Genomic DNA, 26,057 nt, shown 5'->3' with positions numbered 1-26,057 from the left:
CGGAGTCGCCCTTCTTGTTGCCGTTGGCTAGAGCCCGGTGGTCACGGCGAAGGCCAGCGCAGGTTCCCCGCTTCCGGCCACCCAGTGGACGTTGATGGGGGCTTCCGCGGCCGCGATGAACGCGCTCCTGCCCCGTGACAGCTGCAGGTCGCCCTTGGGTGAGTCAAGGTACACCTCGCCGGCCACGACAATGACCACTGCGGCCCCGGACTGCGCCAGGGGTACGGGGCCCGAATCCGGTCCCAGCTCGATGCGCTGCAGCTGGAACTCCTTGAACGGGGGACGGAACAGTTCCTGGTCCATCACCGTCTTCTCTGCGTCCAGCATGGGCACGGCCACGGGGTGGAAATCGATGGTGTTCAAAAGCTCCGGGACATCGACGTGCTTGGGCGTCAGGCCGCCGCGCAGGACATTGTCCGAGGAGGCCATGACCTCCACGCCCAGCCCGTGCAGGTAGGCGTGCACGTTCCCGGCGGGAAGGTAGACCGCTTCGCCGGGCTTCAGCGAGATCCGGTTCAGCAACAGCGAGATCAGCACGCCGGGGTCGCCCGGGTACTTTTCGTTGAGGCTGATCACGGTGCCCAGTTCGGCCTGGTACGGCTCGAGCGAAGCGCGCGACAGCAGTGCTTCGACCAACAGGGCGGTATCCTCCGCCACTTTCTGGCCGCCGGTGATCAGCCGCTCAAAGGCCCGGCGCAGTCCTGCGCCTTCGTCCGTGGCGGCGAGATCGTCAATCAGGGCCTGGACCAGCGCGGGGGAGGAGGTTCCCTCGGGGAAGGCATGGGCGATGTGCTGGAAGACTTCCCGGGTTTCAGCGGCAGGACGGAACCCGCACAGCGCCTCGAACGGAGTCAGCGCGAAGATCATCTCCGGCTTGTGGTTGTCGTCCTTGTAGTTCCGGTTCGGAGCATGGGCATCCAGGCCGGCGGCGTTTTCCCGGGCAAATCCCTCGCGCGCCTGCTCCAGGCTCGGATGGACCTGGAGGGAGAGCGGCTGCGCGGCCGCCAGGATCTTGGCCAGGAACGGCAGCCGGGGGCCGAAAGCGGAGACGGACTCCGCGCCCAGGAAATGTTCCGGGTTTGACGAGATCAGCGCATCGAGCGGGCTCCGGGTACCGTCCTCCGGCACGTGCGCCACCGACGGCGAGTCGGGGTGGGCGCCGATCCACAATTCGGCTTCCGGGCCCCCCGACTCGGGGCGGCCCAGCAGCGAGGCGATGGCCGTCGTCGAACCCCAGGCGTAGTCCCGGAGGACGTTTTCAATCTCGTACAAAACCGTTCCGTTCCTTGTGGATGGGCATTGATGCTTGGGCGGCCGCCGTTGCCGCTAGAGCGGGCGGCACTGTCCGTTGGTGGCCACGAGCTGGCGGATGGCCTCTTCGTTGCCTTCGAGCTTGAGCTGGGTGAGCATCTCTTCGGTGATCGGCTCACCGTCGGGCGTGGTGGTCACCGGGGTGAAGTCCGACGGCGAGGGCTGCTGGGCAGCGTTGCCGCCCGTGGGCAGGGTGGCGGGGATGGACCCTGCCGCCTGGACATGTCCGGCGCCTGCCGCTGGAACTGCCGTGCCGTCGTCGGGAATGCCTGCGGACTGTGCGCCCTTTGCGGATGCCTGTGCCAGCAGTTGATCCACCCGCTCGTGGATCTGGTCGAAATCCGGGTTGGTGGAGAAGGACGGGTCGAAGTCCGGCGGGCCGATGGTGAGCCGCTTGACGTCCTTGCCCCGTGCCTTGATGGCGAGGTCCAGGAAGCTGCCCAGCTGGGCGGAAGAGACGTTGGACTCCACCACCTTGGTTCCCGCGCTGGCAATGTCTTCGAACTTGGACAGCAGGGTAGTGGGATCGAGCTGTTTCAGCATGGCCTGCTGCACGCACTGCTGGCGCTGGATGCGGGAGTAGTCGTCAACGTATTCGCGCGAGCGTCCGTACCAGAGTGCCTGGTCCCCGTTGAGAGTCTGGTCGCCGGCCGGGATCCAGCCGAGGGGCATCCCGTGGGTCTTGGTGGTTTCGTCGAAATAGCCGCTCATGGGAACCCACCCGCCGGCCTTGATCCGGATACCGCCCATGGCATTGATCAGAGTAGAGAAGCCCTGCATGTCAACCAGGACGTAGGACTGGATCTGCATGCCGAGTGTTCCGGAGACGGCTTCCATGGTTGCCTGCGCGCCCGGGTCCGCCACGCCGGGGTAGAGGTTGGCGTGCTCGTTGGTGACTTCTGTGTTGATGGCGTTGATGAGGCATTCGTCGCCGCAGTTGTAGCCGTCGGGGTAGAGGGCGCGCATGGGGGAGCCCTCGCTGAACTGCGCGTTCTGGAAGTTTCGAGGGACCGAAATGATGGCGGTCTGGCCGGTCTCGGCGTCCACGCTGAGCACGGAGAGGCTGTCCGGACGGCGGCCGGTGCGGTCATCGCCCGCGTCGCCGCCCATCATGAGGAAGTTATAGCGCCCGTCCACGGGTTTGATCGCCGGGCCGGACGAGAAGATGTTGCCGATGGCATTGCGGCCCACATTCAGCAGATAGGCGGCATAACCCATGGACCCGCTGCCCAGGACCAGGGCAACCACTAGGGCGATGCCGACGGCGGGGCGCGCCTTCGGTGCCAGCAGGACGGGGCGGATGAGCCTCAGGGTGTTGAGGAACAGCAATGCCCAGCCGAGGGCCAGCGCAGCCAGCAGGACCACCAGCACCAGCGACGTGACCGGGTTGGTCACGATGCTGATGACCATGCTTCGGTCCAGCAGCAGCAGGACCACTGCCAGCAGCAGGATGGCCCACACACAGAGCGTGATGCGCAGCGCGGTCCGCCCCAGCTTCCGGTCGCCCGCCACCAGCTGCGCGCTGCCCGGTACCAGGAGCGTCAGCAGGACCAGTACGAAGGCGCGCTTTGTACGGACCGGGGAGGAAGCGCTGACCGGGTAGCGCACGGGGTCTGTCAGGGACGCCCCGGACCCGGTATTGAGCACGCTGCTGCTGCTGCTGGCCATGCCCGCCGCCCTAACGGCTGCCCCGAAGAGCGCCGGAGCCGTCCGGGAAGACTTCGCTAACTTTTTGCCGCAGGTTTGCGCCCTTGCGGGAGGCGACGGCGTTGAGGTCGGCGGCGAAGTCGAGGAGGTCAGCACGCAGGGAGGCGGCGAGCTCGTCCGTGCCCGACGCCAGCATCCGAACGGCCAGGAGCCCGGCGTTCCGTGCTCCGGCGATGGAGACCGTGGCCACCGGAACCCCGGCCGGCATCTGGACGATGGACAGCAGGGAGTCCATCCCGTCAAGGGTCTTCAGGGGAACCGGGACGCCAATGACGGGAAGCGGCGTGACGCTTGCGAGCATGCCCGGGAGGTGGGCGGCACCGCCGGCGCCGGCGATGATCACCCGCAGGCCGCGTTCATGCGCCGTCTGCCCGTACCGGATCATTTCCGTGGGCATCCGGTGGGCTGAGACCACGTCCGCTTCGAACGGTATGCCGAATTCGGCCAGGGCGTCCGCCGCGGCCTCCATGACCGGCCAGTCCGAGTCGGAGCCCATGACCAGGCCCACCAAGGGGCTGGTGCCGGATGCGGCGGGGGTGGCTTCGGCGCTCATGCCTTCTCCTCGAAAATCGCAGCAGGTTCTTCGGTGGAAACCCGTCCGTCACGGATGATGCCGGCCACGGCTGTGGCGCGGCGGCGGACCGAGTCCACCTCCGCGGTGGAACTTCCCACCAGGTTGACGTGGCCGATCTTACGTCCCGGACGTACCGATTTGCCGTAGCAGTGGACTTTCGCGGCGGGTTCGGCGGCGAGTGCCATGGGGTAGGCGGAGTACAGGTCCTGGTTCTCCCCGCCCAGGAAGTTCTTCATCACCGTCACGGGAGCCAGCGCGTCCGTGGCGCCCAGCGGCAGGTTCAGGACGGCACGGAGGTGCTGTTCGAACTGGCTGGTGATGGAGCCGTCCTGGGTCCAGTGGCCGGTGTTGTGCGGCCGCATGGCCAGTTCGTTGATCAGGAACCCCGCTCCGCTGCCCGGCGTTTCGAAGAGTTCCACGGCGAGGACGCCGGTTGCGTCCAGTTCGGCGGCGATGCGCAGGGCGGCGTCCTCCGCGGCGGCCGCCACCTCCAGCGGGATGTCCAGCGCGGGAGCAATCACCTCGTCGCAGACACCGTCCACCTGGATGGTGTGGACCACCGGCCAGGCACGGGCCTCGCCGTCGGGAGTCCGGGCCACGAGGGCGGACAGCTCGCGGGTAAATTCAACCTTGGCCTCGGCCAGGAGGGGACTCATTGCGGCGAACCAGTCGGCCGCCTCGGCGGCCTCCTCCGGCGAGCCAACGATCCGCACGCCCTTGCCGTCATATCCGCCGCGCGGGGTCTTCAGGACAACGGGCCAGCCGATCTCCTCGCCGAAGCGCACCAGCGCGTCAACGTCGGCCACCGATGCCCAGGCGGGGTTCGGCAGTTCCAGCCGGTCGATGGCTGCACGCATGACCAGCTTGTCCTGGGCGTGGACCAGGGCGTCCGGTCCGGGCTGGACGTTGACTCCGGCCTCCTGCAGTGCGCGGAGGTGGTCCGTGGGCACGTGCTCGTGGTCGAACGTCATCACGTCCAGGCCCTTGGCAAAGTCCAGGAGCGTCTGCAGATCCTTGTAGTCGCCCACCGGCGTGGTGGGTACTGCCGATACTGCGGACACGTCCTCACCCTCGGCGAGGACGCGGAGTTCAAAGCCGAGGGCTGTAGCGGCAGGGGCCATCATTCGCGCGAGCTGGCCGCCGCCAACCACGCCTATCACTGGAAAAGTCACATGTGCCAGCCTACCGAAGACGGGGCCGATCGACGCTTTTGCGGCCCGACGGGGGATGGACATTTTCGGTGGCAGGGGCACCCCGCTCCTGCATTCGGGGGGCCGCTTTGAGCCTTTGGGGCTAAAATGGACCTTTGGCCGAGTGGCCCACAGTTCGTCACGGCCATGGAGGGTCATGTTTAGCGCACTTGCAGATCGTATCCGGGGGCTTGCCTCACTTTTTTGGCGCGAGGTGGCCAAGTTTGGTGCGGTGGGCGGTGTGGCGTTCGTCATCGATAACGGCCTGACCTATTACCTGATGCACGGCCCCATGTCTGACAGCGAGGCGAAGGCACGCTTCGTGGGTGCCACCGTGGCAACGATCTTCTCGTGGGTGGCAAACCGCTTCTGGACCTTCCGTCATCGGCGGCAGGCCAACGTGCTCCGCGAGTTCGTGATGTTCGTGATCATCAACGGCATCGGCATTGGCATCTCCACCGGGTTTACCGCCCTGGCCAAGTACGGCATGGGCATCGACGACAAGAACCTGCTGTTCCTTGCGGGCGTGGTTGGCATCCTGGTTGCCACGGTTGTGCGCTTCTTCGCCTACCGCTTCCTGGTGTTCAACCAGGAACTGGACCAGGAACCGGAGTTTTCCCACGACCACGAAATCATCGAAGCGCACCCCCACAAGCAGCCCGCGGGTGCCGCGGAACGCCCGGCACCAACGCCGGCCGACGGCGGCCCGCAGGCCTAGGCCGGCGGCTGCTAGCTTCCGTGGATCCGTTCGTCGGCCATCAGCTTGTCCGTGAGCGCCACATCGGGATGGGTCAACACCACTGAGCCGCCCTGGTGCCAGGCTCCCAGCGCATTGGCCAGTACAGCTTCAAGTCCGGCATCGGCCGGAACGTGCAGCCTGGCGCCTTCGGTATGCGGCACGGCAAAACCGGTGATCAGGTCCTGGTGCAGGACACTTCGTCCCTGGCTGGTCAGCACAGCGCGGGATGACGGATCAGGATCGGCGTGCGGCATGAACACGTCCCCGTGTGACCGCACTTCGGCGGCATAGTCGAGGCAACCGGCCGGAAGGTCACCGCCCCAGCGCATGGCGAGGGCCGGCAGGGCAACGGCAACGACGGCGTCGTACTGTCCGTCGGACCCGGCAGGATCGTCAGTGGCAAGGAAGTCCGCCTGGCCGTCGTCGAGCACTGTTTCCAGTCCCAGCTGCCAACCGGCCAGTGCCCAGACCAGAGCCTTCCAGTGGGCCGGAAGCGCGAGCCGGAGCCGCATGCCGGGTTCCGCGTCCAGTTCGTCCTGCAGCAGGTTGCTCGTCTTGGCAACCCAGTTGTCCAAGACCCGGCCCGACAGTTCCACCCGCTCCGAGTCAGGCCCGTACCAGGTCAGGCGTGGTGCCGTGGAGTTGCCGGAGCGGAGGCCTGCCGTGAGTTCGAGCGCGGGGATTGATGTCATGCGTTCATCCTGCCACTGTCCGAATCCCCTGGATATCCAGCTGCAGAGACGACGGTGAGGCTGGCCGGGTGGATGGTGATGTTAATCACCCTTATTGCTAAGCGTGCTTGCTATTTCGGGGGATAGCGGGTATTTTCCCCGCCAGCACACGGGATGGACGGCTTTTCTGCCGCAAAATCCACACCATATCCATCCGCCACGCCCGGCCGGTGGGGAAACCCGGGCGTGGCGTGCGCGAATTTCCCGGCTTCGACTGTCTATTATCCCGGCAACGGCTTGACTCACCCTAGTTACACACGTGTAATTAGGTAACTAAAGCAATTGCGTAAATACCGGCACACAACCGAGTGTCCATGTATCCAGGCAGTGGCTGAACCATCAGGAGGGTCGCCGTGGGGCAAGCAGAGCGTATCCAGGAAGATGCCGTCGTGGCCGGTCAGGCAACGGCAAAATACCGTGCGCGGGGGGTGCCAAGCGATTGGTACGTGGATCCCGCTGATCCTGATGCTGCGGACCGGTACAACAGGAATTCCACCAGCGTCCTCGAGGACCAGGCAACAGCGTTCCTCGCGGCGCACGAGGCCCTCCTTGACGGCGGCGCCGAGCCGGAAGACGACCTCGATCCGCCCATGGAGCTGGCTGCGGCCGGTACCACCCAGCCGGTGTGGATCGGGCTGCCGCTGCAGCAGGATTTCGACGACGAGGGCGAACTGGGCTGGCAGACGGACGCTTTGTGTGCCCAGACGGATCCGGAAGCCTTTTTCCCCGAGAAGGGCGGCTCCACCCGCGATGCCAAGAAGGTCTGCGGGGCCTGCAACGTGCGGTCGCAGTGCCTGGAGTACGCGCTGGCCAATGACGAACGGTTCGGCATCTGGGGAGGCCTTTCCGAGCGTGAGCGCCGGCGGCTTAGGAAGCGAGCAATCTAATTCTTCAGGATGTGCATGTCACTGCCGTTGTGGTTGCCCACAACGGCAGTGCTTATCTGCCCAGAACCCTTTCAGCCCTGGCGTCCCAAACCCGGCCCGTTGACCGTGCCGTGGGGGTGGACACGGGGTCCGGCGACGACTCCTGCCGCCTCCTGCGGGAGGCTTTGGGTGAAGCCAACGTTCTCAGCCAGCCCCGGAGCAAGGGTGGCATGGGCGCAGCCGTCTCCGCTGCGCTCGCGGAGCTGGTTCCCGTGCACGGGGACGGCGATGGTGGCAGGACCGAGTGGATCTGGCTGCTGCACGACGACGCCGCACCCGCGCCCGAAGCCCTTGCCGAACTCCTGGGTGCCGTGGAGCGTGCGCCCTCGGTCACCGTTGCCGGCTGCAAGCAACTGGACTGGCATTCCCCGCGCAGACTCATTGATGTAGGGCTTTCCACCAGCCGGTGGGCGGAGCGTCTGACCCTGATCGACGCCGATGAAATGGACCAGGGCCAGTATGACGGCCGTACCGATACCTTTGCCGTCAATTCCGCAGGCATGCTGGTGCGCCGGGATGTCTGGGACCAACTGGGCGGCTTCGACCCCGCCCTGCCGGGCAGCGGAGACGACGTTGACTTCTGTTGGCGGAACCGCCTTGCAGGCCACCGTGTGGTGGTGGTCCCGGCAGCCCGGATGCTCCATGTGGCGCATCGTCCACATGCCCTCGGAAACCCCTCGGCGGCGCGCAAGGCCCAGGTTCACCTGCGCCTGAAGCACAGCCCGCTCTGGATGGTGCCTGTCCACGGCATCGGTGCCTTGCTGGGCAGCCTCTTCAAGCTGGTCCTGAGTATCGTGGTCAAGGACCCTGGCCACGGGATTTCCCAGCTTTTCGCCACGTGCGCCGCACTGGGCAGGCCCGGCGCCGTGGCCAAGGCCCGGCGGGCAGCCAGGCGGACACGCCGGATCCGCCGGTCTGTCATCCGCAAGCTGCAAACCCCCCGCCGCGAGGTGTGGAGCCACCGCCGGTCGCTGATGGAGGCGCTGGGATCCGACGGGTCCGGTGCCGACCACCTCGTACAGGATCCGTTTTCGCACCAACCCACCGGTGACGCCGCAGATGACTTCGCTGCCCTGGCCACCACAAAACGCGGCTGGGTGGGCAACGGTGCCCTGGCCGCCGTCATCATCGCATCCGTGGCCTCGCTCCTTGCACTCGCGGGACTGTTCCGGGCGGGAGCGGTATCCGGCGGCGCCCTGATTCCCGTCTCCGCGGGCCTGGGGGATATCTGGCACAACGCCTCCAACTGGTGGATCAGCCTGGGAGCGGGCCTTCCCGGCCGCGGCGATCCCTTCGACTACGTGCTGTGGATCATCGGAGTCCTGGGCGGCGGCGACGCCAACCCCGCCATGGCCTGGCTGCTGCTGCTCGGTGCCCCGTTGTCCGGCCTCACGGCATGGTTCGCGGCGGGCGGGCTGACGGTTCGCCGGCGGCTCCGCCTGGTGGCGGCGCTCTTTTGGGCAGCGGCCCCCGCGCTCCAGGCCGCACTTAACCAGGGCCGGGTGGGTGCGCTGATTGCGCACATCATGCTGCCGCTGGTGGTACTTGGCCTGCTGCGGGCTACGGGCTGCGCGGTGGGACACGGCAGGTTCGAAGCCGGCACATCACCGGGACACAACCCGAGTGAACAGGCACCGGCCAAGGCAGGGGTCAACGGCATGCCCTCGTGGACGGCGGCGGCAGCCGCGGGCCTGGCCCTGGCGGTCACTACCGCCGCGGCGCCCTCCCTGCTGATCCCGGCTGCCGTGGCCATCGTGCTTTGCGGCCTGCTGCTGGGACGGCGGGGGCGCACCGTGTGGTGGGCGTTGCTGCCCGCTGCAGCCCTGTTTATCCCGTTTGCACTGTCCACACTCGACAGGCCGCGTGCTGTTTTGGCCGATCCCGGGCTGCCCCTGGGATTCGACGCCGCCCCGCTGTGGCAGCAGGTCCTGGGCCAGCCCCTGTCATTCGACCCCGCTGCCGGCCTCCAGGGACTGGCCGCCTTTACCGGCGGGACCGTGCCCTGGGCCCTCCTGCTCGCCCTGCTCATCGCGGGGCCGGTGCTGGCCCTTGCCATCGTGGGACTCTTCAGCGCAGGACGCCGGGCCCGTGTTGCCCGATGCTTCTGGATTGTGGCGCTCGTCGCCCTGGCCGCCGGCTGGTTCAGCAGCCATGTCGCCACAGGCTTTAATGCCGGCGTCCTGGTAACGCCTTTCACCGGTCCGGCGGTGTCCGCCGCGTCCTTTGCCCTCCTTGCGGCGGCACTCCTCGGAGCCGAGCAACTCCTGTCCACAGCGGACCGGTCAGCGGGCACCGCGGCGAAGACCGGAAGGGCGGCGCGCACAGGGCTGGCGCTGGGCTTGGTAGTGGTGCTGGCCGGGCCGCTGGCCGGGATGGCTGCCTGGTCGGCGCAGAACCTTTTGCGTCCGGCCGGGACAGGCGCCGCCCAGGCCATCGCATCCCAGGGAAGCGTTGCTGCCCCCGCGCCAACAGGTTCCGGGAACGGGGGAGCCCTGGGCACGCCGCGCCTGGTGGAAGCCTCCAACGCACGCTCCCTGCCCGCCACCGCCGTCGACCGGGGGACCGGGCCTGAACAGACCCGGACCCTCCTGCTCAGCACTGGAGAGGACGGCACCTTCAACGCGTCGTTGATGCGTGGTGCGGGCACCACGCTGGACAGTCTCTCCGCCATCGCCTCTGCGCGGAACATCATCGGTGCGCCGGGTGCCGAGGAGGTGCGTGGCGACGACGATGTCACCTCGGCGGTCCGCCGCGTGGTGGCCACCCTTGTGGCGGGTCAGGGTGTGGATCCACGCGCCGACCTGGAACAGCTCGGGGTTGGATTCGTGGTGCTGCGTGCCGCGGACACCGCAGCCCAGCTCACCGCCAGCCGGATGGATGCCGTCCCGGGGCTTGTCGCCGTGGGACAGACCGACGTGGGCTGGCTCTGGCGCATCAGCCCACTGAACCAGCCGGTTCTGCAGGCTGCTGACGTGGCCCATCGCGTCCGTATCGTGGATCCCCGCGGCGCGGCCACCGCTTTGGTCGCCTCCGGAACCGATGACGTCGATGCCGCCGTCCCTGCTGGGCCGGAAGGCCGGCTGGTGGTGCTTGCAGAACGGGCCGATCCGGGGTGGAGCGCTTGGCTCGACGGCCGGAAGCTGACCTCCACAACGGACGGCTGGTCCCAGGCCTTCACGCTTCCGGCATCGGCCGGGCAGCTGACGGTCCGATACGAGAACCCGTGGTCATTCTGGGCTGCCGCCGCCCAGATCACGGTGATCGGGCTGACCGTCATCCTGGCAATCCCCATGCCGGCCCGGCGCCCGCGGACCGGTATCTCGCGTGACGAGGGCTCCCTGCGTAAGGAACACCAACATGCATGAGCACACCCCGCCGGCCGCCGGCGATCCTTCCGCCGAGGGAGAAATGCAGGTCCGGGCCGGTGAAACGCCCCAAACAGCGTCCGGCAAAGGCAGGAAGACATCCGGCCGCGGCGCCACACGTGTGCCAGGTGGCAAGGGGCGGGCGGCCTCTGTGGCCGGAGTTGCCGCAGGCGTCCTCATCCTCGCCGGTGGCGGAGCACTGGTGGCCGGAGGGTCGCTAATGGCCGGGCCCGTATCCACCCGGACAGTGCCGCCCACGGAAGCCGCCGTCCCGGCAGGAGCCAGTATTGGCGTCTGCCCCGGCCCTGCGCGGCTGCTGGCGGGAACCGACGCCGGCACCGACGCCCAGTTCCGGCCTGAGTCCGCCACTGCGGCAACGAAGGTCAGTGCCGCCGTGCTCAGCGCCGGAGGTGTGCTTCCTGGAAGCAGGCTCGCGCGCCTGGATGGTGAGGGCGCCCTCGAAATCTCCAAGGACCCTGGTCCGGCACCTACTGCCGCCGCACCCCAGGAGCTGCTTGCCGGAGTGGCCGCGGACCGTGTGGTGGACCAGGTAAGCGTCCTCACTGCCAAGGCCGTGGCCAACCAGAATGCCTCGGCCGCCGCCGCAATGAAGTACACCGCCAAGGATGGTGACCTGCAGGGCAGTGCTGCTGCCACCTGCGCGCAACCTTCCAACGACCAATGGCTGGCAGGTGCCAGCACCACCGTCGGCCGGACCTCCGTGCTGGCACTGACCAACGCCTCCAGTACCCCCGCCACAGTGAGCCTTGAACTTTTTGGTTCCGGCGGGCAGATCCAGGCGCCGGGCAGCCGTGGACTGCTGGTTGCCCCCGGCAGCACCCGCAGCGTGGTCCTGGCCGGCCTGGCACCCAACGAGCCGAGCCTCAGCGTGCACGTCCGCAGCGCCGGTGGCCCGGTGGCCGCCTCCATCCAACAGAGCGTACTGCGCGGCCTCACTCCGGGCGGCGTGGATTTCATTAGCCCAGGGACCGCCCCTGCTGTCCGCCAGGTGATGACGGGGGTGGATATCCAGGACCCCGCGGGGATTGCTGCCCTGACGGCCCAGGCCGCCTACAAGGATGCCGGCCCGGCCCTCGAGCTGACAGTTCCCGGCGCCGCCGATGCAGTGGTGGAAATCAAGCTCTACGGACGGGACGGCCAGCACGCCCTTCCCTCCGGCGGCGTCATCACCGCGAAGGCTGGGTCCACCACCGAGGTCTCCCTGGCCGGTGTACCCGCCGGCCAGTACACCGTGGCGGCCTCATCCGACGTCTCCTTTGTTGCTGCCGCACGCATGGGCCGCGGGCTGCAGGCAGGACAGCCATCGGATGTTGCTTGGGCGCCGTCGGCCGTGCGGCTTGGCAGCCAGCACGTGGTTCCCGTCCCCAAGGGCGGCCAACGCCAGTTGGTGTTCGGGGCGCTGGACACCAGGGCCAACATCACGTATGCACCCATCACTGCCGATGGAAAGGTGCGTGCAGCCGCCACCGCCGACATTGCGGGCGGAACGACCGCGACCATCGGCATTCCGGAACAGGCTGACGGGGTGGACGTCGTGGGCTATGTGGTTTCCGCCTCCGGCGACGCCGCCTACGGGGCGGTACTGGTGGGCCAGGACGGACGCAACGACGTCTCGTCCCTGGCTTTCCTTGCTGCCGCTGCCGGCCAGGAAACGGTCCCGGTCGCCCTGGGCTACTAGGCTGCGCGTTCAGTAGCGGCGGCGGTACACCGGATCCAGCGTCTCCGGCGCGACACCCAGCATTTCCGCCGTGTGCTCCACCACCACGTCGTGCACCAGGTCCTGGAGCTCTTCCACGCTGGAGCATGCCTGCTCCACCACCCGGCGGTACACAGTGATCGTGGGCCCGTCCTCTCCCGCGGCGGGGGTATAGGCGCCCATGGGTGCAGGGGTGGCGTTGGCGGCAAGCTGTTCCAGGTCCGGCGGAATCTCATCCACACCGAACCTGACGCCGTCGAGCGTTTTGCCCCAGATGTCGTGCAACCGTTGGGCGGAGTCCAGCACCATGTCGTCAAAGCGGTCGCCGCGCGTCCGGTAGCCCGGATGCGTCGGCAACATCACTTCGCCCCGAAGGCCGCGCCCGTGGCGGTTCCGGCGCCGCCTGAAGAAGCTCCTGCCGGCGGTTCCCACGCCCGTTGCCGCTGGGGCATCCGGGTCAGCCAACCGGACCGAAAAACCTGATTCATGGTTCGATGACTGCATACATCGACTGTAAACCCGGGGGAGGATTTACGCGATACATCCTCCCGGCTGCCCAGGGCGCGTCTGATTGGGCCGGCAATGCGCAGCTTTTGGTCGGTGAAGGGGTAGTCTGTGATGTCGTGGGAGCTATCCGTCAGTGTTCAAGGTCTGCCTGCCGCCAGCCGGCGGTAGCCACCCTGACGTACGTTTATGCAGACTCCACCGCGGTCCTGGGGCCGTTGGCCACCTACGCCGAGCCGCACTGCTACGACCTTTGCGAGCAGCATGCTGATTCGTTGACGGTTCCCCGCGGCTGGGAAGTACTTCGCCTGGCAATGCCGTCCACTCCACAGCAGCCCGGGCCCGATGACCTGCTTGCCTTGGCAAATGCAGTGCGCGACGCCGCAGCCCTGCCTCCGGAGGCGCAGCCGCCCGCCCAGCGCGGCCACCATTCGGCACTGGAAGCTCCGGCAGGCACGGACGGGGCGCGCCGCGGCCACCTGCGGATCCTCCGCGAACCTTCCTGACCCGCATCTGGCGGTACGCTGGAACCTGCACATCTTTTCCGCTACCGGCGCGAGCGCGCCCGCCAGGGAGCATGAACAAATGCCAAAGATCAGCCCCGAGCTGTTGTCCGTCCTGCGTTGCCCCGTGACCGGCTCGCCCCTGGTCCAGGAGGGGGAGGAACTGGTGGCCACTGCCGCCGGGGACACGGGCGTGAAGAACCGATACGCGATCGAGGACGGGATCCCTTTGCTGCTGCCTCCGGAACTGCTCGCCGCAGCAGCCTCGGCAGGTTCGGACCAGCACGATTCCGCTGCAGCAGGGCAGTAATCCACCTGTATCAGCTTCACCTGCACTGGTTATCACAGAAACAGCAGAACGGGGACTGGACCAGGACCCGGACCAAGCAAAGGACCACCCATGACTTTTGAGTACAAGGTTGCCGATATTTCCCTGGCGGAAGCCGGCCGCCACCAGATCCGCCTCGCGGAACACGAAATGCCCGGCCTGATGTCCCTCCGTGAGGAGTTCGGCCCCTCGCAGCCGCTCAAGGGCGCCCGGATCGCCGGTTCCCTGCACATGACGGTGCAGACCGCTGTGCTGATCGAGACCCTCACCGCGCTGGGTGCCGAGGTCCGCTGGGCGTCCTGCAACATCTTCTCCACCCAGGACGAGGCCGCGGCGGCCGTGGTGGTGGGCAAGGGCACCGTCGAGGACCCGCAGGGCGTCCCGGTGTTCGCATGGAAGGGCGAAACCCTCGAGGAATACTGGTGGACCGCCGAGCAGATCCTTACCTGGCCCGGCGCCGAGTCCAATCCCGAGCTGGGCCCCAACATGATCCTTGACGACGGCGGCGACGCCACCATGCTGGTCCACAAGGGCGTCGAGTTCGAGGCCGTGGGCAACGTTCCCTCCGCCGACCCCGAGGATTCCGAAGAGTACGGCATCTTCCTCGACGTGCTCCGGCGCTCCCTTGCCGCCGACCCGCAGAAGTGGACCAGGACTGCCGCCACCATCAAGGGCGTCAGCGAGGAAACCACCACGGGTGTGCACCGCCTGTACCAGCTAGCGGACCAGGGCAAACTCCTCTTCCCTGCCATCAACGTCAACGATTCCGTGACCAAGAGCAAGTTCGACAACAAGTACGGCATCCGCCACTCCCTGCCCGACGGCATCAACCGTGCCACCGATGTGCTCATGGGCGGCAAGGTGGCCGTGGTCTGCGGTTACGGCGATGTTGGCAAGGGCGCGGCGGAAGCCCTGCGCGGCCAGGGCTCCCGCGTCATCGTGACCGAGATCGATCCCATCTGCGCGCTCCAGGCAGCCATGGACGGCTACCAGGTGGCCAAGCTGGAATCGGTCCTGGCCCAGGGCGACATCTTCATCACCACCACCGGCAACAAGGACGTCATCCTGGCTGAGCACATGGCCGGCATGAAGAACAAGGCCATCGTGGGCAACATCGGCCACTTCGACAATGAGATCGACATCGCCGGCCTGTCCCGCATCCCCGGGATCAAGAAGGTTGAAATCAAGCCGCAGGTCCACGAATGGGTCTTCGACGAAGGAACTGACGCGGAGCGCTCCATCATCGTCCTGTCCGAGGGCCGGCTGCTCAACCTGGGCAACGCCACGGGCCACCCGTCGTTCGTCATGAGCAACTCGTTTGCCAACCAGACCATTGCGCAGATCGAGCTGTGGACCAAGCGGGACCAGCACGAGTACGAAAACAAGGTCTACGTCCTGCCGAAGGTCCTGGATGAGAAGGTGGCCCGGCTGCACCTGGCTGCCCTGGGCGTTGAACTCACGGAGCTGACCAAGGACCAGGCGGAATACCTGGACATCGACGTCGCGGGCCCGTACAAGCCCGAGCACTATCGTTACTGAGACGTAAGGGCCCGGGCGCTGGACAAGCGCCCGGGCCGTTATTTTCTGCACGTAGGATCAAAAACATGGAGTCTGATGTAAAGCCCCGTCGCCGGGGGAAGACCAAGAAAATCCTTGCCGTGGTTGCCGTCTGTGTCCTGGCTGCCGTGGGCGGGGTTTTCGCCGCCGTCGCTCCGGGCCTTGCCGGCGGACCCCTGGAATCGGAAGCAGGCTCCGCGCTGCGGACATCCCCGGGAATCGCGTCCCCCGTTGTGCCGCCGGTGGCCCTCGATGCTGTCCCCGCCAACGGCGCCAAGCAGGTAAACCCGGCCGCGCCGGTTTCCCTCAAGGTGGGCAACGGAATTATCCAGCGCGTCACCCTCGCCAGCACGGCCGGGAAGAGCATTGACGGCAGCATCGACCCCAGCGGGACGGCGTGGTCCGCCACCGGGCCCCTTGAGTTCGATACCGAGTACAGCTACACCTACGTGGTCAAGGACTCGGCAGGACGCGAAACAAGCACCACCCAGTCCTTCAATACCGTGTCCAGCTCGCACGAGGCCGACGCCGCCATCTACCCCCTGAACGGCATGAAGGTGGGTGTGGGCCAGCCCCTGCAGATCATTTTCAGCGAGCCCGTCACCAACCGTGCGGCAGTGGAGAAGGCCATCAAGATCACCACCACGGCAGGGCAGGCCGGGGCTTTCCACTGGTACAGCGACACCATGGTCCGGTACCGCCCCGAGAACTTCTGGGCTGCCAACTCCACCATCACCATGGACATGCAGCTCTTCGGCGTTGACCTTGGGAACGGCCAGATCGCCAACTTCAACAAAAAGGTGAACGTCTCCATCGGGGACAAGAAGGTAGCCATCGCCGATGCCACCGCGCATACATTTACGCTGAGCGTCAATGACCAGCCCGTGAAGACTCTGCCCGTCAGCATGGGGGACAAGCGGTTCCCCTCGGCCAAGGGATTCGCGGTGCTGATGGAGAAGAACCGCTTTGACCACTTCCGGGCGGCGAGCATCGGCCTGAAGCCCGGCGACCCCGCCTATTACGGTGAGGCGGACGTCGAATACACCATCCGCCTCACGCTCAGCGGGGCCTACATCCACCAGGCGCTCGAGTCCGCGTATCCGTACATCGGCAACACCAACGTGTCCCACGGCTGCATAGGTTTCCTGCCGGACGGAGCGGCCTGGGTCTTCGACAACATGGGAACCGGGGACGTGGTCCAGATCATCAATACCGAAGGTGACTACGCGGCGCACACCGACGGTTTTGGCGACTGGAATATCCCGTGGAGCGAATACGACAACTAAGGTCAGCTGCTGAACGGCAGCCGCTGCAGCCGCTGCCCCGTCTCGGTGTACCGGCGGCGTGATTGCGACAGCCTGGTGAACTCCCGGTTCCGCCGTTCAGCCACGACGGCGGCCAGAAAGTCATCGGGGCCCGTTCCCGGCGGTGGGGCAGGGGCTACGTGGGCAGACAATTCGGCCGCGATCGACGCGGCCATGCCTGCCCTTGACAGCGGGGCCATCCGGCCCGCCTGGCGGATGAACTGGGCGGCCCTGCGCGCTGTGGCGTCAGGGATGCGGCCAATGTCCGCGGCCGCAGCCCAGGACTGCAGGTACGGCGGGACGAAAACCCGGATGGCCTGCTCAGCCGGCACCCGGCTCCGCACGGCGTAGGTCCCGGCCATCAGGTCGCCCAGCCGCCGGGATTTGTCGTTGAAGAGCGCCACGGCAAGGGCAAGGCCGCCGAACGTCAGGTAGATCTCCAAAAAACCGGTCAGGCCACGGATCACCGCGTGCCGGAACCGGATGGCGCCGCCATCCTCCCGGACCACGCGCAAACCTGTAGCCAGCTTGCCCAGGGACCGGCCCCTGCTCAGCGTCTCCACAGTCACCGGCACCACCACCAGGCAGAACACGACGGCGGCGAGGCCAAGGGCGCGTGCCGCCGCAGGGTCAAGGTCCCGGCCGGCGGCCGACAGGCCAATCATGATCAGCACGAGCAGGACGACATGGACAACGACGTCGATGACCAGGCCCAGGGCGCGCGCGGCAAAGCTGGCGGGCCGAAGCTCGAGTACGACGGCCTCTCCGGTGATGATTGGACCCACCCTGCGGCCCTGCCCTTCGCAGCTGATGTTCGGTTGGTGCGGACGGTCAAAGTCTAATGCCGGGCGCTAGGCTGTAGCCGTGGACATGGATGCCTTCGCCGCCGTCAATGCGGACAATTGGGCGCGGTTGCAGGAGCTTGCCGGCAAAGGCAGGCTGACCGGCGCCGAAGCCGACGAATTGCTGGCGCTGTACCAGTCCACGTCCGGACACCTGTCGCTGGTCCGTTCCGTGGCCCCGGAAAGCGGACTCTCCGCGTCCCTCTCCGCCACGCTGGCCCTGGCCAGGACCCGCTTTACCGGCGCCCGGTCCAACGTGATGGCTGACCTGGCCCGGTTCTTCGTGGTGGCCCTTCCGGCCGCGCTGTACCGGTTGGCCTGGCTTACCCTGGCCTGTGGCGCAGCATTCGTCCTCATCGCGGCCGCCTACGCCGTATGGATCGGCACATCCCCTGAAGCCCTTCGGGCCGTGGCGTCAGAGACCGCGGCAGCCCAGTATGTGAGCCAGGACTTCATCAACTACTACTCGGAAAACCCGGCAGCGTCGTTCGCCGGTGCCGTATGGACAAACAACGCGTGGATCTGTGCCCAGGCGGTGGCACTGGGCATTACAGGCGTGTGGGTGCCGATGATCCTGTTCAGCAATGCGCAGGGGGTGGGCGTCGCGGCCGGGATCTTCGCATCGGCCGGCAAGTCCGATGTGTTTTTCAGCTACATCCTGCCCCACGGACTGATGGAGCTCACCGCCGTCTTTATTGCCTGCGCCGCAGGCCTCCGGATCTTTTGGGCCATGGTGTCACCCGGTCCCCGCACGCGCGGCCGGGCTGTAGCCGAGGAAGGCCGCTCACTGGTCACGGTGGCCCTTGGACTGGTCCTCGTTCTTTTCGTCTCGGGGCTGGTTGAAGGGTTCGTCACCCCCAGTCCGCTGCCCGTGTGGGCCAGGATCGGCATTGGCGCTACGGTTCTCGCCGCGTACTGGGTGTATGTCCTGGTGTGGGGCAGGCGGGCGTTCCTGGCGGGGGAGCGCGGGGATATCCGCCGGGAAGACGCGGGCTACACGGAAATCGCTGCCTGAATCGTTGTAATCCAGCCGGGGTGGTTCCTCGCCCAGCGGAAGTTCCGGACGGTAGGCTCGTCTGCAGAATGAAGCGCGCCGGCGAACTGGGACCGGTGCGGAACCCAACGGAAGTGACGCTGCTGTGAATGACGAAACACCGGCCCGCGCCAAAAGCGCTGCGCCGCAGCCGGAGCCTTTCCTGGACACGTCCGGGGATTCCGACGAGCCCGCGTTCTCCTGGCTGACGCCCACCGACGGAGACACGTCCCACCGGGACAACCCCAATGCAGACCAGTCGGATGCAAACAAGTCCGCTGCAGACAAGCCCAGTGGGGACAAAACCTCTGGGGGCATCACTGACGGCGGCGCCTCCGACCGGAACATTGCCGGGGAGGGACCGGGCAGGGGAGCGGTCGGCGGTGAAACCGACCGGGAGGCACGCCGGGACACCCGCAATGCCGCCCAGCCTGAAACCAGGGCCGACCGCAAGGCTGCGGAAGCCGCCGTCGGATCTTCTGCCCTTGGGACTCCGGCGTCCGCACGTCCCGACGCGGAACGTCCGGCAGCCGGAGCGTCAACAGCCGGCCCGCCTACAGCCGGCGCGTCCATACCGGGATCCTCCGCCGATGAGGGGAACGACAGCGATTCTCCGGTCTTCAAGGAACCCCTCCCCACGTCAGCACTGCACGTACGCCCCCCGGAAGAGGAGGTGGAGCGCCGCAACGCCCAGCGTGAAAGCGCCGCCAATGCCAAGCCGGTGGCGCCGCGTGTCATGCAGGTCCTGCTCGCCATCATCTATCCGTTCATCCTCCTGATCCTGGCCGTCCGGGCCGTGACCAGCCCCCTCTTCCTCTGGGTGGAATATAATCGGCCCGGCTTCCCGGGCGATGGCTACGGCTTCAACACCGATGACCGGATGACCTATGGCTCCTACGCCGTGGACTACCTCAGCAACTGGGCGGGCCCGCGGTACCTGGGTGACCTGGTGAACCGCGGCGGCGAAAAGCTCTTCAAGGACGGCGAAGTCAGCCACATGGCGGACGTGAAAGTGGTCATCCTGTCCACCTTCGGCGCCGGCGTTGCGCTGCTCCTCCTTGCCCTGATCGCCATCCTGTACCTGCGCAAACGCAGCACCGGCGGGACCAGGCGCGGACTCTTCGCCGGCTCCATCATCACGCTGGTCCTGATCCTGGGCCTCGGTACACTGGCGGCCCTGGGCTGGCAGCAGTTCTTCACCGAGTTCCACCGGATCTTCTTCGCCGACGGGTCCTGGACCTTCAGCCTGGACGACACCCTCATCCGGCTCTTCCCCAGCCAGTTCTGGATGGATGCCGGCATCGCCATCGCGGCAATGGTGCTCCTGGCATCCATCGTGACGCTGGTGCTTACCTGGCCCACCCGCCGTCGTCGTGGTGTTGTACGCGCGGAAGAGCCGGCCAAGGCCGGGCGGGAAAAGGCGGGCCAGGAAACGCCGGAGCAGGAAAAAGCGGCTCAGCCGTAGATCTTGGCGATTTCCGCCTGGAACTCCCTGACCACGGCTGACCGCTTCAGTTTCAGCGACGGCGTCAGGTGCCCGGACTCCACGCTGAACTCCGCATCCAGCAGCCGGAACGTGCGCACCGACTCCGCCTTCGACACCATCTTGTTGGCCAGGTCCACGGCTTCCTGAAGGGCAGCCAGGACCTGGGGATCGTTGGCGGCTTCACTGAGGGGGAGCGGGGGCAGGCCCCGCTCGGCGCGCCAGTCTGCAACGCCTTCCGGGTCCAGGGTCAGGAGGGCTGAGACGAAGGGCTTGCCGTCGCCCACCACCACGGCATGGGCCACGAGCTGGTGGGTCCGGATCATCTCTTCCAGTGGCCCGGGGGCCACGTTCTTGCCGCCCGCCGTGACCAGGAGGTCCTTCTTTCGGCCCGTGACAGTGAGGAAGCCGTCCTTGTCCAGCTCGCCAAGGTCGCCGGTGCGGAAGAAGCCGTCCACGAACGCTTCGGCGTCCGCCGCCGGGTTGCCGTGGTATCCCCTAAAGACTCCGATGCCCTTGACCAGGATTTCGCCGTCCTCGGCCACGCGGATGGTGGTGCCGGGAATGGGAATGCCCACCGTTCCCACCCTGGTGCGGGAGGGCGTGTTCACGGTGCATGGCGCGGTGGTCTCGGTCAGCCCGTAGCCTTCGAGGACCGGAATGCCCACGCCCCGGAAAAAGTGTGCGTCTTCGGTTGCAAGGGGACTGGCCCCGGAGACGGTGTACTCCACCTCGCCCCCGAACGCCTGGCGCAGCCTTGGATAGACCAGCCGGTCATACAAAGCGTGCCGGGCACGGCTCAGCAGCCCGGGACCGGATCCCTCCCCACGGCTCTGCCGGTCCTGTTCCCGGGAGTAGGCAATGGCGGCAGCTGATGCGGCATCGAACAGGCGTCCCTTGCCTGCCACCGCCGCCTTGTGCGCGGCCGTTGCCCGGACTTTTTCGAAGATGCGCGGCACCACCAGAAGGAACGTTGGCCGGAAGGTGCCAAGGTCTTCGAGGAGCTGCGCCGCCCCGGGGCTGTGAGCCACCGTTGCGCCTGCGGTAACGCAGACCACCTGGACCGCCCGGGCCAGGACATGGGCCAGCGGCAGGAACATCAAAGTGCGCGCCATGTCCTTCTGCAGGATCTCCGGCAGGAACGCGACGATGTTCTTGGCCACCAGGGCGAAGTTCGCGTGCGTGATCTCGCACCCTTTGGGTTTGCCCGTAGTCCCGGACGTGTACACCAGCGAGGCGAGGTCGGCCAGGCCTGCACGGCTGCGCTGCCGCTCCAGTTCGGCGTCGCTGACTCCGGTGCCTGCAGCGGCGAGGCTGGCAAGGTCCGGGGCCTCGCCGTCGTAATCCATCCGCACCACGTTGACCAGGCGGTCGCTGAGCTCGGCGGAGCCGGCCACCACGCCGGTGACCAACTGCACCATGGCGCGTTCGCCCGCGAAGACCCGCCGGACCCCGGCGTCCCTGATGATCCACTCCACCTGGCTCGCTGAGGACGTTTCATAAATGGGCACGGTAACGCCGCCGGCAAACCAGATGGCAAAGTCCACCAGGGTCCACTCGTAGGAGGTACGGGACATCACGGCCACGGTGTCCCCGGGTTCCAGGCCGCCGGCGATGAGTCCTTTGGCGAGGGCGCTGACGTCCTGGAGGAATTTCTGCACGGGAACATCCACCCAGCCATTGGGCCCCTTCCGCCGGTACAGGGCGCGGCTGGGATTGGCGGCGTGCTGCTCCAGCAGCAGGTCGGTCACGTTGCTGCTGGCGTCCATTTCAACCAGCAGTTCCGTGCTTGCTTCTCTCACAGCAGGTCTCCGTTTCCGCTGCCACGCCGCGGCAGCGGCTCCTTCAGGTCTCTTTTGACATCCTGCCCTAGATCCAGGACGGCATCCACATCCGGACCTTCCAGTCGATGTAGGGGATCACTTCGGCCGTCCAGATCGGGTAGAAGAACGCCGACAGCAGGACTGCCGCCACCAGGAACAGCACCACCAGGTACAGGCCGGAGCGGCGGCGCCACGGCGGGTCCGAGGACCTGCCCAGGACCAACCCAAGGCAGTACACCAGGGCCAGGACCAGGAACGGCTCGAAGGACACCGCGTAGAAGTAGAACATGGTCCGTTCCGGGTACATGAACCACGGGAGGTATCCTGCCGCGACGCCAGCCAGCACGGCACCGGCCCGCCAGTCCCGGCGCCCGGCCCACCAGAAGAGCAGGACCACCAGCGAGATGGCCGCCGACCACCAAATCAGCGGGTTTCCGACGGACAGGATGGCGGACGTGCACTTCTCCACGTCACAGCCCGGAGTGCCTTGGGGCGGGGATTCATAGAAGAACGACGTGGGCCGTCCCATCACCAGCCAGCTCCAGGCGCTGGCCTGGTACGGGTGCTCGGCACTCAGGCCCTGGTGGAACTTGTACGCTTCCAGGTGGTAGTGGACCAGGGAGCGGACCGAGTCGGGGAGCCAGCCCCATTCGGCCGACGGGTTGCTTTCCGCCCAATGGCGGAAGTAGGCGTTGTCGGAAAGGAACCAGCCCGTCCAGGTGGCGGAATAGACGATCCCTGCCACCGGGACCATTCCGAGGAACGCCGGGATCCCGTCCCGGATCACGCCGCCGCTGATCCAGCCGCGGATACCTGCCACGCGGCGCGCATTGAGGTCCCACAAGACGGTGAGGATGCCGAATCCGGCGAGGAAGAAGAGGCCGGACCACTTGGTTCCCACCGCAAGGCCCATGCAGATGCCCGCGGCGACCCGCCACCAGCGCACGCCCAGCCACGGCCCGGACAGCAGCGCGCCCGCGGGGGGCTGGCCGCCGTTCGCGGCAACGGAACGGGCCAGCCGTACGGCCAGCCTGCGGCGTCCGTGGTCACGGTCCATCAGCAGGGCGCCGAAGGCTGCAAGGATCCAGAATGTGAGGAAGATGTCCAGCAGCGAGGTCCGGGACATCACCAGGTGATGGCCGTCGACGGCGAGGAGCAGCCCGGCGGCGCCGGCCAGCGGAAGCGAGCGGAACAGCTTCAGTGCGATCAGGGAGACCAGCAGCACGGTGAGGGTGCCGGTAAGGGCTGCGGCGAAGCGCCAGCCAAAGGGGTTTTCCGGCCCGAACAGCCACATGCCCGCCGCGATCATCCATTTGCCTACCGGCGGATGGACCACATATTCGGGAGTGTTCAGCAGGACGTCCGGGTTGCCGGTGTTGAAGGAATCGTTGGCTTTGTCCGGCCAGCTGCGCTCGTAGCCGCTGATGAGGTAGGAGTACGCATCCTTGACGTAGTACGTCTCGTCGAACACCAGCTTGTGCGGCACCTCGAGGCGGATGAACCGGAGGAGGCCGCCAATGACTGCCGTCAGGACGGGGACCAGGACGAACCAGAGCCGCAGCGACGGCGGGTAGTCCCGCCACGACGTGCGGGCACCGATCAGCCTGGCCTGCAGCGCCTCGGCGGTGAACGCCTCATCCGGCCGGCTGATCCAGGAACGGGCGGCCTTACCGCCAGGGTCCACCGCTGTGGCGCCTGTTGCTGGAGGGGATGCCGCCGGGCTGGGTTTCCCGGCCCCGGCGGGCCGCGTCGAGGTCTGCGTCACGAGGCCCATGCTACCTTTTGCGGCTGGAAGACCCGGCAGCAGTAGGCTTGGTGGGTGGACCCGAACCCCAGCCCCCTTCCCGAGCCAGCCCCTTCGACGGCGGGGCGGATCGTCCTTGCCGCTACACCCATCGGGAACACCGGCGACGCTTCCGCGCGGCTCGTGGAACTGCTGGGCACGGCCGACATCGTGGCCGCCGAGGACACCCGGCGGCTCCACCGCCTGGTCCAGAGCCTGGGCGTGACCGTGGCCGGCCGCGTCATCAGCTACCACGAGCACAACGAGGCCACCCGGACGGCCGAGCTCCTTGATCAGGTGCGTGCCGGCAGCACGCTTCTCATGGTGACCGACGCCGGGATGCCTGCGGTTTCGGATCCCGGGTTCCGGCTGGTGGAGGGCGCCGTTGCGGCGGGGCTTACCGTCACCGCTGTCCCGGGCCCCTCGGCTGTGCTCACGGCACTGGCGCTGTCCGGCCTGCCGACCGACCGGTTCTGCTTTGAAGGGTTCCTTCCGCGCAAAGCCGGCGAGAGGGCCTCACGCCTCGGCGACCTGGCGGGGGAGCGGCGAACCATGGTCTTCTTCGAAGCTCCGCACCGCCTGGAAGCCATGTTGCGGGCCCTGCGCGAGCGGTTCGGCCCTGACCGTCCCATCGCCGTCTGCCGGGAGCTGACCAAGACATACGAGGAGGTCATCCGCGGCACCGTGGGCGAACTCCTCACCTGGGCTGAGGAGAATGAGGTGCGCGGCGAGATCGCCGTGGTGCTGGGCGGTGCACCCGAACAGGCAGCCGGCACTCCGGAGGACCACGTGGCGGCAGTCAATGAACTGGTGAACCAGGGCATCCGGCTGAAGGAGGCCGTAGCCGCCGTGGCCGATGATGCGCGCGTGAGCAAGCGGGAACTTTATTCGGCTGTGCTCGCCGCCCGGTAGCGTCCACGGGGGCACCCCGGGTTCCTGTGCAGCTGCACAGCAAAGCTTCGATTCCGCAGTGCGCAACGGCGTAGACCGTTGCGGTGCCCCGCAGTAGTCTGGCAGTTAATCAGCCCCATGATCCCGGTCACTCCGAACCGCGGCGGCGGGCTGCCACAACCCTACTGACGAGGGAGTCATCGTGACTGTCACTGCACAGCCGGCCGTTACCGCCGAGCGCGAAACCCGGCTTTTGGCCTCCGTTCCCACCGGGCTGCTCATCAACGGTGAGTGGCGCGACGCCGCCTCAGGCGAGACGTTCGACGTCGAGGATCCCGCCACCGGGAAGGTGCTGCTGAGCATTGCCGACGCCGGCCCCGAGGACGGTGCAGCCGCCCTCGACGCCGCCGCCGCTGCCCAGGAATCCTGGGCGAAGGTGCCGCCCCGGGAACGAGGCGAAATCCTCCGCCGTGCCTTCGATATGGTGACCGAGCGGGCAGAAGACTTCGCCCTCCTGATGACCCTGGAAATGGGCAAGCCGCTGGCCGAAGCCCGCGGAGAAGTGACCTACGGCGCCGAGTTCCTGCGCTGGTTCTCCGAAGAAGCCGTCCGGGCCTTTGGCCGCTACTCCGTCTCGCCCGACGGCAAGTCCCGGCTCCTGGTGGCCAAGAAGCCGGTGGGCCCCTGCCTGCTGATCACGCCGTGGAACTTCCCGCTGGCCATGGCCACGCGCAAGATCGCCCCGGCCGTTGCCGCAGGCTGCACCATGGTGTTGAAGTCCGCAAACCTGACGCCGCTGACATCCCAGCTGTTCGCGGCTGTCATGCAGGAAGCCGGCCTGCCCGCCGGTGTCCTCAACGTCATCCCCACCTCCACGGCCGGAGCCACCACCGGGCCCCTGATCAAGGACTCCCGCCTGCGCAAGCTGTCCTTCACCGGCTCCACCGAAGTGGGACGCCGGCTGCTGGCCGATGCGTCCGAAAACGTCCTGCGGACCTCAATGGAGCTGGGCGGCAACGCCCCGTTCCTGGTGTTCGAGGACGCCGACCTGGACGCCGCCGTCACCGGCGCCATGGCAGCCAAGCTGCGGAACATGGGCGAGGCCTGCACGGCGGCCAACCGCTTCATTGTCCACGAGTCGGTGGCCGGCGAATTCGCGGAGAAGTTCGCCGCGAAGATGAAGGAAATGACCACTGCCCGCGGAACCGAGCCCGAGTCCAAGGTAGGCCCGCTGATCGACGGCAAGAGCCGTGACAAGGTCCACGAACTGGTATCCGACGCCGTCTCCTCCGGCGCCAAGACAGTCCTGGGCGGTGCGCCGGTGGAGGGGCCGGGCTACTTCTACCAGCCCACCATCCTGTCCGGTGTGTCCGAGGGTGCCCGCATCCTTTCCGAGGAGATCTTTGGCCCGGTTGCCCCGATCATCACCTTCAGCAGCGAGGACGAGGCCGTGCGGCTGGCCAACAACACCGAATACGGCCTGGTGGCCTACGTGTTCACCAAGGACATCAACCGCGGCATCCGGATGGGTGAAAAGCTTGAAACGGGCATGCTCGGCCTGAACGCCGGTGTCATCTCCAACGCGGCCGCACCCTTCGGCGGCGTCAAGCAGTCGGGCCTGGGCCGCGAAGGCGGGCTGGAAGGCATCGAGGAATACCTCTACACCCAGTACATCGGCATCGCCGACCCCTACGCCGGCTAGCATCCGGCCGGCGCAACCGCAGGCAGACCACAAAGTGCCGCCCG

At 67.1% G+C, this 26,057-nt stretch carries 21 protein-coding genes; 12 read left to right on the top strand and 9 right to left on the bottom strand.

Annotated features, from left to right (window positions below; genetic code table 11):
• Positions 1–27 precede the first annotated feature (27 nt).
• The 4 genes from manA to FBY30_RS00375 are packed head-to-tail and all read right to left on the bottom strand — an operon-like array spanning position 28 to position 4,764.
• On the bottom strand, positions 28–1,272 hold the full coding sequence (gene manA, locus FBY30_RS00390) for a mannose-6-phosphate isomerase, class I (protein WP_142130663.1): 1,245 nt from the start codon (positions 1,270–1,272) through the stop codon (positions 28–30).
• Positions 1,273–1,326: 54 nt separating this feature from the next.
• Entirely contained in the window at positions 1,327–2,979 is a 1,653-nt protein-coding gene (locus tag FBY30_RS00385) for an LCP family protein (protein ID WP_142130662.1), read from the bottom strand.
• 10 nt (positions 2,980–2,989) lie between these two features.
• A complete protein-coding gene (gene purE / locus FBY30_RS00380) occupies positions 2,990–3,571 on the bottom strand; it encodes a 5-(carboxyamino)imidazole ribonucleotide mutase (protein WP_142130661.1) in 582 nt (193 codons plus the stop codon).
• A complete protein-coding gene (locus FBY30_RS00375; protein WP_142130660.1) occupies positions 3,568–4,764 on the bottom strand; it encodes a 5-(carboxyamino)imidazole ribonucleotide synthase in 1,197 nt (398 codons plus the stop codon). Before FBY30_RS00375 ends, purE begins: the two co-directional genes overlap by 4 nt.
• A 175-nt stretch (positions 4,765–4,939) precedes the next feature.
• On the opposite strand from FBY30_RS00375, the gene FBY30_RS00370 reads away from it, so the two are divergent.
• Positions 4,940–5,500 (top strand): GtrA family protein, encoded by a 561-nt coding sequence (locus tag FBY30_RS00370; RefSeq protein WP_142130659.1) that lies wholly within the window; start codon positions 4,940–4,942, stop codon positions 5,498–5,500.
• An 11-nt stretch (positions 5,501–5,511) separates the two neighbouring features.
• On the opposite strand, the gene FBY30_RS00365 is transcribed toward FBY30_RS00370, so the two are convergent.
• The gene (locus FBY30_RS00365) at positions 5,512–6,213 is read right to left on the bottom strand and encodes a TIGR03089 family protein (RefSeq protein WP_142130658.1); all 702 of its coding nucleotides are present in this window, start codon (positions 6,211–6,213) and stop codon (positions 5,512–5,514) included.
• Positions 6,214–6,605: 392 nt separating this feature from the next.
• On the opposite strand from FBY30_RS00365, the gene FBY30_RS00360 reads away from it, so the two are divergent.
• From FBY30_RS00360 to FBY30_RS00350, 3 genes are read left to right on the top strand one after another with little or no spacing between them, the layout of a single operon-like run.
• Positions 6,606–7,139 carry a WhiB family transcriptional regulator gene (locus tag FBY30_RS00360; RefSeq protein ID WP_142130657.1) on the top strand — a complete coding sequence of 178 codons (534 nt, stop codon included), beginning with the start codon at positions 6,606–6,608 and terminating at the stop codon, positions 7,137–7,139.
• Between the two features lie 29 nt (positions 7,140–7,168).
• Positions 7,169–10,543: a glycosyltransferase gene (locus tag FBY30_RS00355; RefSeq protein ID WP_200830736.1), complete on the top strand. Its 3,375-nt coding sequence runs from the start codon at positions 7,169–7,171 to the stop codon at positions 10,541–10,543.
• Positions 10,536–12,242 (top strand): DUF5719 family protein, encoded by a 1,707-nt coding sequence (locus FBY30_RS00350; protein WP_142130655.1) that lies wholly within the window; start codon positions 10,536–10,538, stop codon positions 12,240–12,242. The genes FBY30_RS00355 and FBY30_RS00350 overlap by 8 nt, the downstream gene beginning before the upstream one ends.
• A 9-nt stretch (positions 12,243–12,251) precedes the next feature.
• Here the strand turns inward: FBY30_RS00350 and FBY30_RS00345 are convergent, their stop codons facing one another.
• Entirely contained in the window at positions 12,252–12,764 is a 513-nt protein-coding gene (locus FBY30_RS00345) for a metallopeptidase family protein (RefSeq protein WP_142130654.1), read from the bottom strand.
• A gap of 119 nt (positions 12,765–12,883) precedes the next feature.
• On the opposite strand from FBY30_RS00345, the gene FBY30_RS00340 reads away from it, so the two are divergent.
• The 4 genes from FBY30_RS00340 (at position 12,884) to FBY30_RS00325 (ending at position 16,438) form a co-directional block, all read left to right on the top strand.
• Positions 12,884–13,270 (top strand): DUF3499 domain-containing protein, encoded by a 387-nt coding sequence (locus tag FBY30_RS00340; protein ID WP_142130653.1) that lies wholly within the window; start codon positions 12,884–12,886, stop codon positions 13,268–13,270.
• 79 nt (positions 13,271–13,349) lie between these two features.
• Positions 13,350–13,577 (top strand): Trm112 family protein, encoded by a 228-nt coding sequence (locus FBY30_RS00335; RefSeq protein ID WP_142130652.1) that lies wholly within the window; start codon positions 13,350–13,352, stop codon positions 13,575–13,577.
• Between the two features lie 90 nt (positions 13,578–13,667).
• Entirely contained in the window at positions 13,668–15,134 is a 1,467-nt protein-coding gene (gene ahcY / locus FBY30_RS00330) for an adenosylhomocysteinase (RefSeq protein ID WP_142130651.1), read from the top strand.
• A gap of 65 nt (positions 15,135–15,199) precedes the next feature.
• Complete coding sequence (locus FBY30_RS00325; RefSeq protein ID WP_142130650.1) at positions 15,200–16,438, top strand: L,D-transpeptidase; 1,239 nt, start codon at positions 15,200–15,202, stop codon at positions 16,436–16,438.
• 2 nt (positions 16,439–16,440) lie between these two features.
• On the opposite strand, the gene FBY30_RS00320 is transcribed toward FBY30_RS00325, so the two are convergent.
• Positions 16,441–17,241, bottom strand: a complete 801-nt coding sequence (locus FBY30_RS00320) for an RDD family protein (protein ID WP_142130649.1) — start codon at positions 17,239–17,241, stop codon at positions 16,441–16,443.
• 79 nt (positions 17,242–17,320) lie between these two features.
• Here FBY30_RS00320 and FBY30_RS00315 point away from each other — a divergent pair, with 79 nt between their 5' ends.
• Together FBY30_RS00315 and FBY30_RS00310 are read left to right on the top strand one after the other, a co-directional pair.
• A complete protein-coding gene (locus FBY30_RS00315) occupies positions 17,321–18,313 on the top strand; it encodes a stage II sporulation protein M (RefSeq protein WP_200830601.1) in 993 nt (330 codons plus the stop codon).
• 124 nt (positions 18,314–18,437) lie between these two features.
• Positions 18,438–19,796 carry a TIGR01906 family membrane protein gene (locus FBY30_RS00310; protein WP_142130648.1) on the top strand — a complete coding sequence of 453 codons (1,359 nt, stop codon included), beginning with the start codon at positions 18,438–18,440 and terminating at the stop codon, positions 19,794–19,796.
• Here the strand turns inward: FBY30_RS00310 and FBY30_RS00305 are convergent.
• Both FBY30_RS00305 and FBY30_RS00300 read right to left on the bottom strand, forming a co-directional pair.
• Positions 19,787–21,616 carry an AMP-dependent synthetase/ligase gene (locus FBY30_RS00305; RefSeq protein WP_142130647.1) on the bottom strand — a complete coding sequence of 610 codons (1,830 nt, stop codon included), beginning with the start codon at positions 21,614–21,616 and terminating at the stop codon, positions 19,787–19,789. The genes FBY30_RS00310 and FBY30_RS00305 overlap by 10 nt on opposite strands.
• Positions 21,617–21,683: 67 nt before the next feature.
• A complete protein-coding gene (locus FBY30_RS00300) occupies positions 21,684–23,411 on the bottom strand; it encodes a dolichyl-phosphate-mannose--protein mannosyltransferase (protein ID WP_142130646.1) in 1,728 nt (575 codons plus the stop codon).
• A gap of 45 nt (positions 23,412–23,456) precedes the next feature.
• Here FBY30_RS00300 and rsmI point away from each other — a divergent pair, with 45 nt between their 5' ends.
• Positions 23,457–24,332 (top strand): 16S rRNA (cytidine(1402)-2'-O)-methyltransferase, encoded by an 876-nt coding sequence (gene rsmI, locus FBY30_RS00295; protein ID WP_142130645.1) that lies wholly within the window; start codon positions 23,457–23,459, stop codon positions 24,330–24,332.
• Positions 24,333–24,513: 181 nt separating this feature from the next.
• Entirely contained in the window at positions 24,514–26,013 is a 1,500-nt protein-coding gene (locus FBY30_RS00290; protein WP_142130644.1) for an NAD-dependent succinate-semialdehyde dehydrogenase, read from the top strand.
• Positions 26,014–26,057 lie beyond the last annotated feature (44 nt).

This window comes from Arthrobacter sp. SLBN-83 (genome assembly GCF_006715285.1).
In the GTDB taxonomy this organism is placed as follows: Bacteria; Actinomycetota; Actinomycetes; order Actinomycetales; family Micrococcaceae; genus Arthrobacter.
Note: the sequence above shows the minus strand (reverse complement) of the source record. Positions and strands in the feature narration are given on the sequence as shown.